Here is a 15883-nt window from a genome sequence, read left to right as displayed (position 1 = left end):
CTTGCGTTCCCCGCCCCGTGTGCTGTAGCTCTTGCCAGGCGCCGCCGTCCCCTGCCTTTCATGTCCGACGACCCCATCTCCCGATCGATGTCCCGGCTGCGCGCCGGGGATTCAGCGGCGCTCGACGAGCTCTTCCCCCTGATCTATGACGAGCTGAAGGGAATCGCCAGAGCGCACCTGGCGCACGAAGCCACGGGCCACACCCTCGGCCCAACCGGGCTCGTCCATGAGGCGTACCTCCAACTCACGCGGCGCGCCCAGCTCGCCCCAGCCGACCGCGTGCATTTCCTCAACATGGCCGCGCAGGCGATGCGGCGCATCCTCATTGACCATGCGCGCGCCCGCAAGCGACTCAAGCGCGGGTCGGGGATGCAGGTGGAGCTGTTGGACGAGATCCAGTCACTGATGACCGACGGGGCCGCGGATGAACTGGTCGCACTGGACGACGCGCTCGATCGGTTCGTCGCGCTCAACCCGCGAGGGGCGCGCGTTGTTGAGCTGCGGTTCTTTGCGGGGCTGACCCTGGAGGAGACGGCGTCGACGCTGAGCGTGTCGCTCAAGACCGTGCAACGCGACTGGTTGGTCGCCCGGGCGTGGTTGCGCAAGGAGATCGACGGAGACCTCGGCGCGCTCGACCGTTGAGCGGCCGGCCCGGCCCCTGGACGGCCTCGCTCGTTACTCGCACGCGATCGCTCGTTGTGTAAGGAGCAGCGATCCCTCACTGCCTACTTGAGCATCGACCCCTCGCTGTTCACTCGAACAGCGAGCCAATGATCTCCATGATCGTCGCGAATACCCCCTCGGCCGCGCCACCCACCGCATCGACCGCACCCATCGCCGCCTCAGCGGCCCCTTCCGGGCCGATGTTCGCCGCCGCCCCGGCCAGGCTGCCCAACCCATGCGCCGCGGCACCAGCGGTGTAGATCACCGCATCAGGTGCCCAAAAGAGTGTGTGCAACAACACATCCCCGGCGACGGCCCCGGCCACACTCCCGCGGGGCACGCTGAGCTCCGCCGACAGCGACCACACACTCCGCAACTCGGCGTGGTCAAACCACACGCCACGGCAGCTCGCGCACACGTCGAGCGTCAGGCGTCCATGCTGCCGTCGCGCGAGCGTCTGGTCGCACACCGGACAGGCCAGCTCGTTCTTGCGGCCACACACCTCGCACCGCGGCGCGTCGCGGTCGAGCGGGGTGTGACATCCGTGGCACGGTGGCTTTGGCGCAGATCGTCGCGGCGGAATGAGCCGCCACAGCTCGGCGGGGAGGTGCCGCGTGAGCTGCTGCACTTCACCGCGCTCGAACCAGACACCGCCACACCGCGGGCAGTGATCGAGCGTGAGCCCGCCGCTACGCCCATTGAGCTGTACCTTCTCCATCTGCACGCCAAGGCAGACCGGACAAGGAAAGCGCGCCTCCACGGGGCGACGAGGTGTCGCTGACACCACCGGCACATCAGCCATCGGTGAGCCGTCGCGGCGCGTCGGACGGAGTCGCTGGCAGCTGCCCGACGTGGATGGTGTAGTAGATCACGCCGTCCTCGGTGAAGTCGATATCGGCGGCCTCGCGTCGCACCATCGCGTCGAGCCGCTCCTGCACCTGCGCCGCGGGCAGGGCGAGCGCGACGACCACGTCGTTCACGGTCAAGCGACCGTTGTGCTGCCGGGCGAGGCGTTGCAGCTCGGACTCGATGGTCTGGTCCCGCAACTGGTCGATGCGCTCGCGCGAGGTGCGCGTGCCACGCAGCAGGTTGAAGCCCACGACCGCGGGGAGGACCGCGGTCAGCAAGACGGCGAACAGCGCCGTGGGCGAAGCCAGGCCAGCCCCGACGCGCAGGAAACCCAGCAACATGAAGCCGGCGATCACGAGCAATGCGATGCCACCGAACCTGCGCCCGGACATGGATTCTCCCTCGGTTGCGTCCTTGAATCCTATCGCCCCCCATCGGTTATCGGCACCGCGCCTTGGCGCGGGCGATCGGGGGAGCCGCCGTCAGGCACGAGGGGACCCGCCCGCGTGACAGCGGGCGACTGCCGCGTCCTACCAGGGGCTGGTTGGGGTCGCGGCGAGTTCCACGCGGCGCCCGGGGGGGATGGGGCGACGCCCGGCGAGTGACTGCTCCACCTCGTCCTGCGCCGCGATGAGGCGCGCCACCTGGTCGGACACGTCGCGCGCGAGCCCGATGTGTGTCGTCACACTGTGCGGGCTAACGGCGCCGGCATGGAGTCGCAGGAGCTGCAGGCGAATGGTCTCCATGGCACTGACTGCATCCTTGAGCCGCGCGCTGAGCTCATCCCGCGTGGCGCGTACAGGTGCGTACCGCTCGTCCGTGGCATCCTGTCCCGCCGCGTCAAGCGCGGCGGCGACGTCATCGTGTTTCTGCCGGAGGACGCTGGCGTCCTGCTGCAAGCGACGCAACACATCGGGAACATCTCCCAGCGTCGCACGGGTGGCACGCGGAAGCCCCTCGAACAACTCGGCGGCGGCCAGGCCCAGCGAGAGTTCGGTGGCGCGGTGCGTGACGGCGCTCGCGGACGTTACCCTGCCGAGGGTGCGACGCGCGATCGCAAACAAGCCGCGCCCGATGGGTCCGGTCCACAGCGTCGACCAGAAGGTGGTGTCCAGGTCGCGACGGCGCTGGAGCAGCGAGAGCCATCCGGCCCCCGTCAGGATGCCGGTGGCGACTCCCATGGCCATGGGACCGAAGAAGTCCTTCAACACCCAGTAGTCACCAAGGAGCACGATCGGGGCCGTCGCGGCCACCACCAGCGCCGACAGGTAGGCGGCGCCGCCCAGGAGTCGCTCGACGATGGTCGGGCGAGAGTGCGCGTGCGCCACCTGCAGCTCTTCGCGGGCGCGTTCCATCTCGGATGCGAACGCCGGGGCGAGATCCTGATGTGCGAAGCCGAGTTCGGCCAGCCGACGCGCTGCCGTGATGAAGTAGATGGCCGGCAGGGTGATCGCACCGTACAGGAATGTGGCACCGCCCCACGTAGCGCCAGCATTTGTTGACACGACCGACGAAGCAATCAGGAGTCCCAGTCCGGTGAACAGCGTCCCACCGCCATCCAGGCGCGAGTGACGTCGCACAAAGGCGCGCAGGGCGACCGGCAACTCACGCCGCTGCTCATGGGCGGCGTTGAGCTGCTCCCCCAGCACCTGCGCGGTCGCCGGACGATGGGCAGGGTCCTGGCTGGCACCGATCCACCAGCGCGGCCAGCTTCCGTGGCACGCTAACCCCCGTCGACGCAATGGCCGGCGCCGTCTCGCTGACCTGCCGCGCCATCACCTCGGTGGGCGTCTCTCCCTCGAACGGGAGCCGACCAGACAAGGCGTAGAATGCCGTCGCGCCTAACGCGTACAGGTCACTCCGGGCATCGAGCGCCTGGCCGAGCACCTGCTCGGGGCTCATGAACTCCGGCGTGCCGACGATGCGATCCTCGAGGGCATCACCAATCGCGGCGGCAATCCCGAAGTCCGTCACCAGCGCGCGTCCGGTCGACGACTCCAACAGGATGTTGTCAGGCTTGATGTCGCGATGGACAAATCCCTGGGCGTGGGCAAAGGCCAGCGCCCAGGCGACTTCGCGGAGCACGCGCGCCGCCTCGGTGGCCGGGAGCGGCCCGCGCCGATCCACACGGTCCGCCAGCGTTTCGCCGTCCACGTACGCCATAACGTAGAAGACGAACGCCCCAGATTCCTCCACCGCATGGATGGGGACGATGTGCGGATGCGTGAGCTTGGCCGCCAGTCGCGCTTCGCGCAGGAATCGCTCGCGCAGCTCCGGTCGCGCAGCCAGGGTCGGCGGCAGGAGCTTGATCGCCACCAACCGATCCAGGTGGACCTCACGCGCCAGGTAGACGACACCCATCCCGCCACGACCCAGCTCGCGGTCGATGGAGTACCGACCAGCGACTCCCTCCTGGAAATCGAGGAAGAGCGTGTCTGTGGCGGGTGGTTTGGGCGTCATGCGTCGCGGCGTCCGTGCTCGGGCGCCGGGCACCCCGACGCCTACCCTGCAAAGACGCACAGGCTAACGTGACGCCACATCAGCTGACGGTGCCGCTCGCCCGTCCACGCCGGGGGAGGATTCCCGCTGGAATCGACCCGTTCAGCTGTGACGGGCGTGCAGCGCGGACCGGACGTCATCCCAGGTCACGCCGAGGGCGGCCAGGGCGACCATCGTATGATAGACCACGTCCGCCCCTTCCTCGACGGCCCGCGCCGTGTCTTCGTCGGCACACGCCACCGCCAGCTCGGAGGCCTCTTCTCCCAGCTTCTTGAGCCGGAGGTTCCGGTCCGACAGGAGTTTCTGGGTGTAACTCGTCGCGAGTTCCCCACGGCCGATGGCGCCCAACCGTTCGGCAATCGTCTGTTGGAGCACCCCGACGAAGTCGCCCGCCCGACCGGGTTCGCCAAAGCAGGACGTGGTCCCGTTGTGGCACGCGGGCCCGGCGGGAATCACCCGGGCGAGGACGGCGTCGCCGTCGCAGTCCGGGGTCAGGCTCACGACCTTCTGGACATTCCCACTGGTCCCGCCCTTGTGCCACAGGCCCCGGGTGCGGGAGTGGTAGTGCATCTCCCCCGTGGCGATGGTGCGTTCCATCGCCTCCCGGTCCGCCCAGGCCACCATCAGGACGGCCCCGGTGCGATGGTCCTGCGCGATGACGGTGACGAAGCCATCGCCGCGGGAGAAGTCGAGGGAGGAGAGCGAGAGTAACTCCATGGTGCGGGCGCGATTAGGGGCTTGGGCTGCGGTCCTCCCGCATGGTAACGACCTGCCAGCGACGCGGCGCGAAACCGGCAGCATTAGACTACGTAGGCATTGATAGTCTGGGTATCACCTCCCCCCGAGATCACGCCTCCATGGCCGAATCCTCCGAACTCCTCCACGGCACCCTCGACACGATCGTGCTCAAGACCCTCGCCTGGGGGCCTCGCCATGGCTACGCCATCGCCCGGTGGATCGCGAGCACCACGGACGACGCCCTTCTTATTGAAGAGGGGTCGCTCTACCCGGCGCTGTATCGCCTCGAGCGACGCGGGCTGATCGAGGCGGAATGGGGACTGTCCGACACCAAGCGCAAGGTGAAGGTCTACCGCCTGACGGACGACGGACGGGCTCGGCTCAGCGTGGAAACCCTTCAGTGGCAACGCTTTGCGGCAGCGGTGGCCAAGGTCCTTCTCCCGACCCAGGAGCCGACCCATGCCTGAACTCGGCAGGTTCGCCCGCGAGTTGCGCGCCCGCCTCTGGAAGCCGGCGGTCGAGGATGAGGTCGCCTCGGAGATGGCCTACCACATGGAGATGCTCGAGCGCGACCTCGTGGCCCAGGGGGTGGCGCCTGCGGAGGCGCGGGCGCAGGCCCGGGCCCGGTTCGGAAGTGTCGAACGGGTGGCGGCGGAGTGCGTCGCGGAGGGTGAGGCCCGGGACGTCCAGCGCCGCCGGTTCGAGTGGCGGGCCGAGCTTTCGCAGGACCTGCGGCAGGGGTGGCGCCAGTTGGCGAACGCGCCGCGCTTTGCCTTCGTGGCGATCTCGACCCTGGCCGTTGGCCTCGGCGCCGCGACGATCATCTACGCGATCGCCCATGCGGTCATGTTGCGTCCCCTCCCGTTCCCGGACGCCGATCGGCTCCTCCTCATCAGCGAGCGCAACCCGTCGGGGCAGGAGTTTGCGATCTCGGAGTCGAACTTCCTCGACTGGCAGGCGCGGGCGTCCTCGTTCTCGTCGGCCGCCATCTTCGAGGGACGGCGCATGGCGATGCGCACCCCGGCCGGCCCGGAAGGGGTGCGGGGGGCCGTGGCCACCCACACCGTGTTCCCCACCCTCGGGGTAGCGGCCGCGTTAGGCAGGACCTTCCTGCCCGAGGAAGACCGACGCGGCGGCGACGTGCGCGTCGCGGTGATCTCGCACGGCCTGTGGCAACGTCAGTTCAGCGGGGATGCCGGCGTGTTGGGGCGTTCGATTGACCTGGACGGGCGATCGCACCGCATCGTCGGTGTCATGCCCGCGGGGTTCGACTTCCCCGGCCGAACGGACGTCTGGTTGCCGCTCGTTCCGATTCCGGAGTACCCCCGTGGCGATCACCGCAACGAGGGAGTGGCGCGCCTCAAGCCCGGCGTCACCATCGAGCAGGCGCGGCAGGACCTCGAGGGCGTAGCCGGCCAGCTGGCCACCGAATACCAGGAGAACGCAGGCTGGTCCTCCGCGGTGCGTCCGTTCCGGGAGTGGTATGTCTCGCCACAGCTCAACGCCCGCATGCTCGTGCTGCTGTCGACCGTGGCGCTGCTGCTGGGGATGGCCTGCGTGAACGTGGCCAACCTGCTCCTCGCCCGGGCCGCGACTCGCGAGCGTGAGATGGCCGTGCGCGCCGCGCTCGGCGCCGGCCGTTGGCGGATGGTGCGCCAGCTGCTCACCGAATCGTTGTTGCTTTCCGTGATTGGTGCTGCCGGTGGCATCGCGCTCGCCGCGGCCCTCGTGCCGGTCATTCGCGCGACCGGATCGGAGGCCATTCCGCGTCTCGCCGGGCTGGTGATCGACTGGCGGGTCCTCGCCGTCGCCATTCCCATCTGTGTCGGCACCGGCCTGCTCTTCGGGCTCGCCCCCGCGGCGCGGTTGCTGCGGGGTGCGCCAACTGGCGATCGCATCCACGACTTGCTGCGCAGCGGGACCCGTGTGGCCGATGCCGGGCGCTCGCGACAGGCGCTCATCGTGATGTCGGTGGCCTTCGCCACCATGCTCCTGATCGGTGCGGGGCTGGTGGGGACCTCGTTCCGTCGGTTGATGTCGGTGGATCCCGGATTCGCCCCATCGCGGGTGGTGGTGGCGAACGTGACACTCCCCGATTCTGCGTACGACGAGGAGCGTGCGATTCTCTACGTGGAGGAAGCGACGCGACGACTCGCGGGACTCCCGGGCGTGCGTGCCGCCGGTGCAACCAACCTCGTGCCGTTCAGTGGCGGGAACACCGCCATGGACTACGCCCCCGCTGAGCGTGCGACGGCAAGCAAGAGTCCTACCGGAGCGGTTCCTGGCGCGTTGTCACCTCGGGGTACTTCACGACGATGAAGATCCCGCTCCTGCGGGGTCGAGTGTTCAGCGGGGGAGGATCGCTTTCCCGAGGACCCGAACGTCGTGGCGGATCGCGTCGTGATGGTGAACGACCTGCTCGCCAACGAGGCATGGCCCGGCGAAGATCCCGTGGGCAAGCGTCTTTCGCTGGGGAACGGCGCCTTCATGACGGTGATCGGCGTGGTCGGGGCGACCCGGCACCTGACTCTGGATTCGTTACCGCGTCCGACGATGTACTTCACGCAGGCGCAGTTCCCCTGGAAGTCGATGTGGTTCACGGTCACGACCGATGGCGATGCGTCCCTCGTGGGGGCGGCGATGCGCCGCGAACTTCAAGCCATGGACGGCACCTTGCCGATCACAGAGCTGCAGCCGATGGAGGTCCTGGTGAGGCAGCAGGCCGCCGAGCCGCGGCTCACGGCGATGGTGTTCGGCATCTTCGCCGTGGCCGCGCTGGTGCTCGTGGCGGTTGGGCTCTACGGCATCGTGGCCTACTCCGTGAGCCAGCGCACGCGGGAGATCGGGGTCACGATGGCGTTAGGCGCGGCCCCGTCCCAGGTCGTGCGGCAGGTGATGTCCAGCGGGCTGCGGCTTGGCATTCTTGGCGTCGTGATTGGTGGTGCCTTGTCGCTGGGGGTGGCCGGGGCGTTGCGGTCCATCCTGTATGACACGCAACCCACGGACGTTGGCACGTACACCGTGGTCGGGCTCCTGCTGCTGGTGGTGACCGCGGCGGCAAGCGCGATCCCGGCGTGGCGGGCGGCTCGACTTGATCCGGTGCAGGCCCTACGCAGCAGCTAACGCTCCTGCGCGTAGATTCCTGACTCGCCTTCTCCCTTCCCCTTCCACCGCGAGCGCCCGCATGTCTCACCTGACCTTGGCCCTCTTCCTCGGCCTCATCGCAACCACCGTCCCGCCTCGCGCCGCGCAACCGACGAGTGCCGCAATCGACGCTGACGTCTGGAAGCCGGTGGCCGCCTCGGTGGTCAATCGCGACATCGTCGCCATGGGGCGTGTGTATCACACGGATGCGGTCCTTGTCTCTGGCAACGGCACACAGTCGATCAGCGCGGCGCTCGATGGATGGGGCAAGGGAATGGTGGAGGAGAAGGCGAAGGGCAACCGGGCCACGGTCGAGTTTCGGTTCTCCAAGCGACAGGACTACGCCGAGACGGCGTTCGAGACCGGCGTGTTCAAGTACACGGTGTTCGACAAGGCCGGGACCGCCACGCCAAGCTATCGGCAGTTGGAGACCTTGCTCGTGAAGCGCCAGGGGCGCTGGGTGATCCTCATGGAGCGACAGCTGGACGCCGTGACCGAATCGGCGTGGAACGCACTTCCTCGATAACCGCGCTTCACCGCGGATCACCGACGCATTGGGAGGAAGGCAATGGCTCCCGGAAAGACAACGACCTCGCGCGGCGAGGCGCGGACCACCGGATCGACCGACGTCGAATCGGTGCTCGCGGCGCTGGCCGCGACGCCAAAGGCCATCGCGCGACTCGCGCGTGGCCGCCCCGACGCCCTGCTCCACCGTCCTCCCGGCCCGGACGCCTGGTCGGCCCGTGATGTTGTGGCCCACTTGCGTGCCTGTGCCGACGTGTGGGGACGCAGCATCCACCGGATGCTCGCGGAGACAGATCCGACCATTCGGTATGTGTCGCCGAGGGGCTGGATCCGGAAGACGGACTTCCTTGAGCAGACCTTCCCGGATTCGCTCCGCGCCTTTACCAGCGACCGCGCATCCCTCCTCAAGACACTCCGTACGTTAGGCGCTCGTGACTGGGCGCGCGGGGCCACATTTACAGGAACGACCGCTGGACGCGAGGCCACCGTCTACAGCTACGCCCTGCGCATCGCAGACCACGAACTCGGGCACGTCGACCAGATCCGGCGCGCCCTTGGCGACCAAGCGGGGGTCCGTTTCCCCGCTGCGTCCGCCCGCACCAGACCACCCGCCGCTTCCGGGAAGTAGTTTCCTCCTCCCGTGCCTCACGTTCAGGAGCCCGCATGTCCGACGTAGTGCTCGATCGCGCGGCCCTGCTCACTGAACTCGGCTACTCGCATCCCGAAGCCCAGCGTGCGGCGGTCGACGTACTCGTCGCGGCCGGACTCACCACGCCGCGCAAGACCGGGATCGTCGCGTCCAAGCGCGAGCGCTGCCGGGAGGTGCTGACCCGGTCGCTCGTCCGTCGCTGCACGCGATGCCTGGAGATCGACCATGGCCCCCGGATCGTCGTGCCGGTCGGCCACAAGCTGGAATGCGACCAGTGTCACGGCTCGCCCAATGCGCGCGCCGTGACGGACGCTGCGCATGCATGCCGGGGCGCTGGCATCCGTCGCGTCGTCATTGTCGGCGGAGCTCCGCGACTGCACCAGGAGCTGCGGCGCCTCTGGCCGTCCGACATTGAGCTGCGGATCGTTCCCGGCGATGACAAGCACCGCAAGGCGGACGCCATGACGAACCTTCGCTGGGCGGATGTGGTCCTGGTGCTCGGCGGCACGATCCTGGCGCATCGTGTCAGCGAACCCTACACGTCAGCCACCGGGCAGGGCATCGCGCGGGTGATCCAGGCCTATCGCACGGGGATCGAGGCGATCGGGGAGGCCCTCCTCGTGCACACCGGGGCCTTGACGACCTCCCGGCGGCGAGCCGGAAAGAGATAGCAGCGGCGAGCGCGATTCCCGACTATTCTGGAGCGCAACATGATCACGGACATCGAGGACTTCTTTTCGCTGGGATGTGGCCGCTGTGAGCGATTCGCCACTCCGGATTGCTCCACCCGCCAGTGGATCGGGGACTGAAGGCGCTGCGACGGCTGTGCCTCGACCTGCAGCTCGTCGAGACGGTCAAGTGGGCGCATCCCTGCTACACGCACCACGGTCGCAACATCGCGATCATCGGCGCCCTCCGCGGCGACTACCGACTCAGCTTCTTCAATGCGGCGCTGATGAAGGACCCGGATGGCGTGCTGGAGAAGCAGGGACCGAACACCCGGTACCCCGACATGCTTCGCTTCACCGATAACGCCGGCGTGGCGGCGATGGAGCGCACCATTCGTGCCTACCTCAAGGAGGCGATGGGGTACGCAGAGGCCGGCATCAAGCCGCCAAAGGACGACCGCACCATCGACCTGCCCGAGGAACTGGCCGAGGCGCTGGCCTCGGACACCGAACTCGCCGAGGCATTTTACGCCCTGACCCCCGGGCGCCAGCGGAGCTACGTGATTAACCTCAACGGGGCGAAGAAGTCGGAGACCCGGGTGAGTCGTATCGCCGGGTTCCGGGAGAAGATCATCGCCGGCAAGGGCGCACTAGAGCGTTAGGTTATTCCGCCATCACCCGGCGCTGTCGCCCGTCACGGCACTCGCTTGAGGGACACCGTTTGCGGCCGCGCGCCATTCGTCCCGCCAATCATGGTCTCCAGGGTCATGCCATCGGACGACCGCGTGTACCGGATCATCTTCGGGTAGTCGTGCGCCGGATTCTCGAAGACGGCTCTGCCGTCGGTGATCCCGGTGAGGGTGAAGAAGGTCGGTGTGCTGCGCCCCTCCGGCATCGCCACGTACACCAGGGTCCCGGCGCGCTCCACGATGCACAGGAACTCGAAGCTCGCGAGTGCCGTCCCACGCAGGGTGCGGGCAACGGCCATCATCCCGCCCGAGGCGGCCGGCGTCCAACGTTCCTCCGTGGTCACCTGCCCCGTGGTCCCCACCCAGGTCGTCCCGAGCCACGAGAGCTTGTCGATCGTGGCAGCCGCCCGCTCGACGCCACCTCCTCCGCCGGCATGGGATCGTTGGAGCGAACGTAGACGGAGCCGACCTGCTTCGGCTGGCCGCCCTGCATCATCGTCCCCTCAACCACGAGGCGGTCCGGGCCTTCGAGCCGGAGGAGGCGACGCGTGCTGGTCGTGCGGGGTTCCCCGCCGCCGGCGGGCGTCTGCCCCACCACCACAAAGGCGAGGGCGTCGCCCTCCCATGCGGCTGTCTCATGGAGCTGCGATTCGCCTTCGCAGAGGCGACCGGGCATGCGGGTTGTCGCGCGCGTGGCGTCGAGCGACAACCGGGTCACCACCGTGCGCTCCCGCACTACACGCTTCACGATCACCGCACTCCCGTCCACCTGCAAGCCGAAGCGTGCGCCGAGCACGCCGCTCGGTGCGGCCGGCAAGGCGGCGGGCGCTGCTCCTTGCTGGTAGCTCCACGTCCCGGTGAGGGCCGGTCGCGCTTGCGCCCCCAGGACCGTTGAGACCATGAGGACGGTGAGAGCAGCAACAGCACGGCGCATACGGGATTGGGATGAGGGGAAGGGGAAAGATGGCAGGGTCCCCTTCCACCCAATTGGAAGAAAGCGACATTCCCGGCGTCGCATCCATACCGGGGAGTTGATGGAGTACTCGGAGTACCCGCCGCCACAACCGCTCGCACCCTGGGTGCGGTGCTTCTGGACGCTTGAGGCGCCCGCCGGCAGCGGTGCGCCGGAGCCCGCGCTCCCCGATGGGAGCCCCGAGCTGATCATCAACGTCGGCGATCTGTTCGAGGCGCATTCCCCGGACGGCGCAGTAGTGCGGCAGCCGATGGTGATGCTCGTCGGCCAGGTCACGCGCCCATTCGTCGTCGCTCCCACGGGGACGGTCGCCCTCGTCGCCGCCCGATTCACCCCGGCAGGGGCGAGCCTGTTGCACCGCCCGATGTCCTCGATCACCGACCGCTGGCGTGACGTCACGGACATCCTGCCTGGTGTTCCGGGCGACGACCTGCACATCCCGTCGGTGCGCACCGCCCTCGCTGACGCCCTTTCACACCTCGTCGCGAACGGTCGATCCCCGAGCCCCCTCGTGGCCCGGGCCATCGCGCGGATCGAGGAGAGCCATGGCGCGGTCCCGATGGCCGAAGTCGCGGCCGAGCTCTCGACCACGCTGCGCCAGCTGCAGCGTCGGTTCCAGGTGGAGGTCGGGATCAACCCCAAGCTGCTCGCGCGGATGCGACGCTTTCACCGGGTCCTGGCGACCTGGCGCGACACGCCCGGCGAGTGGGCCCGGGTTGCGGTGAGCTGCGGATACTTTGACCAGGCACACCTGGTGCGGGACTTTGTCGAGTTGGGTGGCGGCGCACCAGCTGAGTTGCTCGCGCGGATGCCCGAGTTCACGCGGCTCTTTACGGCGCTGCGCCGCGGGTGATGACCCCGGGGCGCGCACACTCTCGACCGGCGAGACCCCGCGGTCGCCGTCGCTCGCGCGCGTCCGCACGGCGTTAGTCCCGTCGTCGGCTCCACTCGTCCCCGGCGATTTGCCGCGGCTCGAGCCACACGGCATTCATGCCGGCGTCCTTCGAGCCACGCCGCGTCCCGAATGCCACCGACCGTCTCCATCCGCCTCGCCCTCGACCTGCTCCGCGTGACAACGGCAGCGCTGTTCATGGCGCACGCTGTCACCCGCATCGTGAAGGGGACCATCCCGCAGTTTGCCGCCTTCCTGGATACGCGCGGGCTGCCGTTTCCGGCCGCGGTCGTCTGGCTTGTCACCGCCACCGAACTCACCGCGGGGCTCGCCATGATCACCCGCCGCGGCGTGCGATGGGGCGCCGCCGCGCTCTTTGTCATCGGGGCCACGGGGATCGTGCTCATCCACGCCAGTCTCGGCTGGTGGGTGGGCGAGCATGGCACCGGTGGAAGCGAGTACAGCGTGGCGCTGCTCGTGATGCTGCTCGTGGTCGCAGCGGACGACGCGGACCAATCTAACTATTTACTGCGCCCCGCTGATCGCTCGGCGACCTAGGCGTCGTGTGGAGTGTTGGTGCGCACGCGGTGTTCCCAGCCAAGGTATCCCAGGCACACCAGCAGCAACACGCTGTACTCAACGCCATTGCGCCCCAGGCCAACCACGAACCATCCCTCGGGTGCGTGTACCATCACGATCCCCGTGGCGTAGATCCCGGCGAACGCCACGCTGAGGAGCGGCACTCCTCGCCCGGCGGCCAGCAGCAGGGTGCCGAGAATCTCGAACCAGGTGATGCCGTGGGCGATCATCGCGCCGGCGGGGAGCCCGCGCGAGGTGAGCCACTCCCCAAAGGGGGCCACGCCGCCGGACAGGAGACGCGCCCATCCATGGGCGGCGAGCAGGGCCGCGACCGCGACGCGAAGGAAGAGGAGGCTACGTGGGCGTGATGCTGGAGTCATGCGGGAAGGTGCGAGATGGCGCCGGCTGAGGGCATCGTCGCACTGCCGCGGCCAGATCGCGCAGGGGTGTGGGACGAAGGGTCCGTAGGGGCCCTTCGGTCGTTCGCAGTGGGAGTGGCGGGCAAGTACCTTGCGCCTGCACGTCTCATCCGAAGCCGCATGTCACCGTTACTGCCACGCCATGCCTGAGGCCGACCAGCTCCCGGAAATTGGGGACCGTGTGCCCGGGGCCGAAGCGGTGGTCGCAGCGGCCCTGGCAGCGTACGAACAGCAGCAGTGGTCGCTTCTCGTAGACCTCACGGATCGCGACTCACTCGAGGAGCTGAGACAGAGATTCCTCGAGGAGAAGCGCCAGTCGTGGATGCACGAGTGGGAGGTGCCTGCTGGTTTCCCTGACGAGCTCGTCGGGTTCCTGCAGCTTGCCCCTCCTGGGCCCCCCACCTTTCACGAGCTCGCAGGAATCTCGACCCTTGAGGAGGCCGTCGCACTCAGCCCAAGCGAGTTCCTGATACGCTGGGCCCAGGCCCGGCACGAGGAGTACCTGAGCGTGCAGGGAGGGATGCCCCCTGACCCGCGAACCACTGCCCGTGTGGTGCTCGGCAGTGTGGCGCTGCTCCCTGACGCCGTGGCGGTGGTCGTTCGCAGTGTGAACGTCTGTTCGCGAGACGTCCTGGGCAACACCCAGCTGATCGCGGTACTCGGGAGCGGTCGGGGAGAGTGGAGGCTGGATGCGGCCTGCGCCTGGCTTGGTCTGGTCGACCGAATGCCGTAGCCCTCGGGCCGCGCCTTTCCGGCGCGGCCCCTCGGGTCACCGCGCTAGAATGGCGTGCAGCTCACCGTTCCGCGGCGCAGTGACACCCCACCCGTCTGGGAGTCGTCCGACCAGTAGGCCGGCTTCACCCCGCCCACGCACTCCGACTGCGTCCCCACCACAAATCCCTCGTTGTTGATGTCCGGCATCCCGGTCGGGCGGTCAAAGCGTCGCGTTACGACAAACTTGCCGAAGGTGGCCGAGCTCGTGTTGCCGTCCACTTCGAGGACCGTCATGCGACCCGAGCAGGTGTTGTCACACACTGCCCAGAGCTGCTCCAGCTCGGCGTCGAACGACAACTCCATCACGGCGGCGAATCCACTCGCGATCGTGGCGACCCGGGTGAAGGTGCCCGCGGCGTGGTCGAGGGCAAACGCGTAGATCGTGCCGGTCGCCTCGACCCCAACGAGGAACAGCCCGCCGTTGTGGTTGGCGTACGTCGCAGGATTGTACGGCTGGTTCGTGGCCTCATCGCGGAGTCCCTGGGCAACCAGGTAACCATCCGGCACGAAGGTGATCCCCTCGAGACCAGTGTTCGCCGTGTTGGATGGCAGGCTCGCCGTCAGGTCCCACTCCCGCACGGCAGTGAGGGTCGTCGCGGTGCCCGATACATCGTACAGGAGGATCGAGTTGCGACTGACGCCATTGTTGCCGTTGTTGCGCTCCGAAGCGACATAGATCGAACTGCCAACGCGAGCGACTCCCTCGGCGTCCACGTCACCCAGCCCATCCGTATACCGCAGGAGCTTGCCTGAGCTCCAACCATCCTGCGTATCCGTCACCCACGTCGTCCCGTTCCAGACGAGGCGGAAGAGGGCGCCCGGCCCATTGCGCGATGCCCAGAGAACGCCCGGTGCGGCCGACCCGGACGACTCATACGACAGCCCACTCATGTTGCCGCCAAAGAAGCTGCCACCCCCGTCGGCGTCGGTGATGCTCGCACTGCCCGGCCACGGGTCAAACGTGACGGGAGGTGGACAGGCGTTCGCCGCACCCTTCGTGGCGCTGCCCGTGGTGGTAAAGGCACCGGTCCCGTCGGGGCAGCGGCCATAGGTCGAGGCCGCGTGCGTCGTCCACGTGTAGGAATCGAGGAGCGTGGTGCCGTCCGGCGCGAAGAGGCGCGCGTCGTCCCCGCTGCCGAGTCCAAAGCCGAACTGCGCCTCATCGAGCACGAGGAAGCCGCCGGCCGGCACCACGGACCCCACCGGCAAGGTGTAGGGGCTGGTCCCGTTGTCCTGGAAGATGTACCCGGAGATGTCCGCGGCGACCGTCCCCGTGTTGTAGAACTCGACCCAGTCACCCGGGACACCACCGCTGGACTCGACCTCGTTGATCTTCACGGTGAGCGCGAGGCTGCCGCAGTTGTTCAGCGTGCCTTTCGTGGGCGCGCCGGTGGTGGTAAACGGACCGGTCCCGTTGGGGCAACGGCCGTAGCTCGTCGCGGCATGCGCCGTCCAGGCGTACGAGTCAATGAGCGTCGTCCCGTTGGGGGCGAACAATCGGGCCTCGTCGGCGCTACCGAGCCCAAAGCCGAACTGCGCCTCCTCGAGGACGAGGTAGCCTCCCGGGGCGAGGGTCGTGCCTGCCGGAATGACGTACCCGGCCGCCGCATTGTCGCGGAAGAGATAGCCGGACAAGTCGACGGCGTTGGGTCCCGCGTTGTACAACTCCGCCCAGTCACCCGGCACGCCGCCACTTGACTCGACTTCGTTGATGCGCACCGCAATGGCGCAGTCGTTCGCGGTCCCACGCGTTGAGCTGGTGGCGGTGACGAACGCCCCGGTACCGTCCGGGCAACGGGCGTAGGTCGTCACGGCATGGGCC

The 15883-nt window shown here is 68.3% G+C and carries 19 protein-coding genes and 2 pseudogenes; 11 read left to right on the top strand and 10 right to left on the bottom strand.

The genetic code is table 11. The features are described from left to right. Positions 1–60: 60 nt before the first annotated feature. The gene (locus IPK85_07245; protein ID MBK8247170.1) at positions 61–642 is read left to right on the top strand and encodes a sigma-70 family RNA polymerase sigma factor; all 582 of its coding nucleotides are present in this window, start codon (positions 61–63) and stop codon (positions 640–642) included. Between the two features lie 109 nt (positions 643–751). Here IPK85_07245 and IPK85_07240 read toward each other — a convergent pair whose 3' ends face one another. The 5 genes from IPK85_07240 to IPK85_07220 form a co-directional block, all read right to left on the bottom strand. Continuing rightward, positions 752–1465 (bottom strand): zf-TFIIB domain-containing protein, encoded by a 714-nt coding sequence (locus IPK85_07240; protein ID MBK8247169.1) that lies wholly within the window; start codon positions 1463–1465, stop codon positions 752–754. Continuing rightward, complete coding sequence (locus IPK85_07235; GenBank protein MBK8247168.1) at positions 1458–1904, bottom strand: hypothetical protein; 447 nt, start codon at positions 1902–1904, stop codon at positions 1458–1460. Before IPK85_07235 ends, IPK85_07240 begins: the two co-directional genes overlap by 8 nt. 138 nt (positions 1905–2042) lie before the next feature. Then, positions 2043–3161 (bottom strand): hypothetical protein, encoded by a 1119-nt coding sequence (locus IPK85_07230; GenBank protein ID MBK8247167.1) that lies wholly within the window; start codon positions 3159–3161, stop codon positions 2043–2045. Then, complete coding sequence (locus IPK85_07225; GenBank protein ID MBK8247166.1) at positions 3130–3972, bottom strand: serine/threonine protein kinase; 843 nt, start codon at positions 3970–3972, stop codon at positions 3130–3132. Before IPK85_07225 ends, IPK85_07230 begins: the two co-directional genes overlap by 32 nt. Positions 3973–4113: 141 nt before the next feature. Beyond that, positions 4114–4728: a bifunctional phosphoribosyl-AMP cyclohydrolase/phosphoribosyl-ATP diphosphatase HisIE gene (locus IPK85_07220; protein ID MBK8247165.1), complete on the bottom strand. Its 615-nt coding sequence runs from the start codon at positions 4726–4728 to the stop codon at positions 4114–4116. A 140-nt stretch (positions 4729–4868) separates the two neighbouring features. On the opposite strand from IPK85_07220, the gene IPK85_07215 reads away from it, so the two are divergent. From IPK85_07215 to IPK85_07185, 7 genes and pseudogenes are all read left to right on the top strand, one after another. Continuing rightward, positions 4869–5216, top strand: coding sequence for a PadR family transcriptional regulator (locus tag IPK85_07215; protein ID MBK8247164.1), 348 nt, complete (start codon positions 4869–4871; stop codon positions 5214–5216). Continuing rightward, positions 5209–7068 (top strand): ABC transporter permease, encoded by a 1860-nt coding sequence (locus IPK85_07210; protein MBK8247163.1) that lies wholly within the window; start codon positions 5209–5211, stop codon positions 7066–7068. Before IPK85_07215 ends, IPK85_07210 begins: the two co-directional genes overlap by 8 nt. 66 nt (positions 7069–7134) lie before the next feature. Then, entirely contained in the window at positions 7135–7872 is a 738-nt protein-coding gene (locus IPK85_07205) for an FtsX-like permease family protein (GenBank protein ID MBK8247162.1), read from the top strand. A gap of 61 nt (positions 7873–7933) precedes the next feature. Beyond that, entirely contained in the window at positions 7934–8419 is a 486-nt protein-coding gene (locus IPK85_07200) for a nuclear transport factor 2 family protein (GenBank protein ID MBK8247161.1), read from the top strand. Positions 8420–8461: 42 nt separating this feature from the next. Further along, positions 8462–9046: a DinB family protein gene (locus IPK85_07195; protein MBK8247160.1), complete on the top strand. Its 585-nt coding sequence runs from the start codon at positions 8462–8464 to the stop codon at positions 9044–9046. A gap of 35 nt (positions 9047–9081) precedes the next feature. Beyond that, positions 9082–9738: a hypothetical protein gene (locus tag IPK85_07190; GenBank protein ID MBK8247159.1), complete on the top strand. Its 657-nt coding sequence runs from the start codon at positions 9082–9084 to the stop codon at positions 9736–9738. A 39-nt stretch (positions 9739–9777) separates the two neighbouring features. Further along, positions 9778–10397 (top strand): annotated as a pseudogene (locus IPK85_07185) (YdeI/OmpD-associated family protein). 32 nt (positions 10398–10429) lie between these two features. Here the strand turns inward: IPK85_07185 and IPK85_07180 are convergent. Further along, positions 10430–10768, bottom strand: coding sequence for a hypothetical protein (locus IPK85_07180; protein ID MBK8247158.1), 339 nt, complete (start codon positions 10766–10768; stop codon positions 10430–10432). Beyond that, positions 10765–11358: a hypothetical protein gene (locus IPK85_07175; GenBank protein MBK8247157.1), complete on the bottom strand. Its 594-nt coding sequence runs from the start codon at positions 11356–11358 to the stop codon at positions 10765–10767. Before IPK85_07175 ends, IPK85_07180 begins: the two co-directional genes overlap by 4 nt. A 100-nt stretch (positions 11359–11458) precedes the next feature. On the opposite strand from IPK85_07175, the gene IPK85_07170 reads away from it, so the two are divergent. Both IPK85_07170 and IPK85_07165 read left to right on the top strand, forming a co-directional pair. Next, on the top strand, positions 11459–12250 hold the full coding sequence (locus IPK85_07170; protein ID MBK8247156.1) for an AraC family transcriptional regulator: 792 nt from the start codon (positions 11459–11461) through the stop codon (positions 12248–12250). Between the two features lie 171 nt (positions 12251–12421). Beyond that, entirely contained in the window at positions 12422–12847 is a 426-nt protein-coding gene (locus IPK85_07165) for a DoxX family protein (GenBank protein MBK8247155.1), read from the top strand. Here the strand turns inward: IPK85_07165 and IPK85_07160 are convergent. Next, positions 12844–13248 carry a DoxX family protein gene (locus tag IPK85_07160; GenBank protein ID MBK8247154.1) on the bottom strand — a complete coding sequence of 135 codons (405 nt, stop codon included), beginning with the start codon at positions 13246–13248 and terminating at the stop codon, positions 12844–12846. The two genes, IPK85_07165 and IPK85_07160, sit on opposite strands and share 4 nt — an antisense overlap. 181 nt (positions 13249–13429) lie before the next feature. Here IPK85_07160 and IPK85_07155 point away from each other — a divergent pair, with 181 nt between their 5' ends. Continuing rightward, positions 13430–14020, top strand: a complete 591-nt coding sequence (locus IPK85_07155) for a hypothetical protein (GenBank protein MBK8247153.1) — start codon at positions 13430–13432, stop codon at positions 14018–14020. Positions 14021–14064: 44 nt separating this feature from the next. Here IPK85_07155 and IPK85_07150 read toward each other — a convergent pair whose 3' ends face one another. Further along, the gene (locus tag IPK85_07150; protein MBK8247152.1) at positions 14065–15399 is read right to left on the bottom strand and encodes a lamin tail domain-containing protein; all 1335 of its coding nucleotides are present in this window, start codon (positions 15397–15399) and stop codon (positions 14065–14067) included. A gap of 33 nt (positions 15400–15432) precedes the next feature. Further along, a pseudogene (locus IPK85_07145) lies at positions 15433–15873 on the bottom strand (lamin tail domain-containing protein). Between the last annotated feature and the right edge of the window lie 10 nt (positions 15874–15883).

Source organism: Gemmatimonadota bacterium (assembly GCA_016712265.1).
Taxonomy (GTDB): domain Bacteria; phylum Gemmatimonadota; class Gemmatimonadetes; order Gemmatimonadales; family Gemmatimonadaceae; genus RBC101.
The sequence above is the reverse complement of the archived record's forward strand: the minus strand, read 5'-3'. Positions and strand labels throughout refer to the sequence as shown.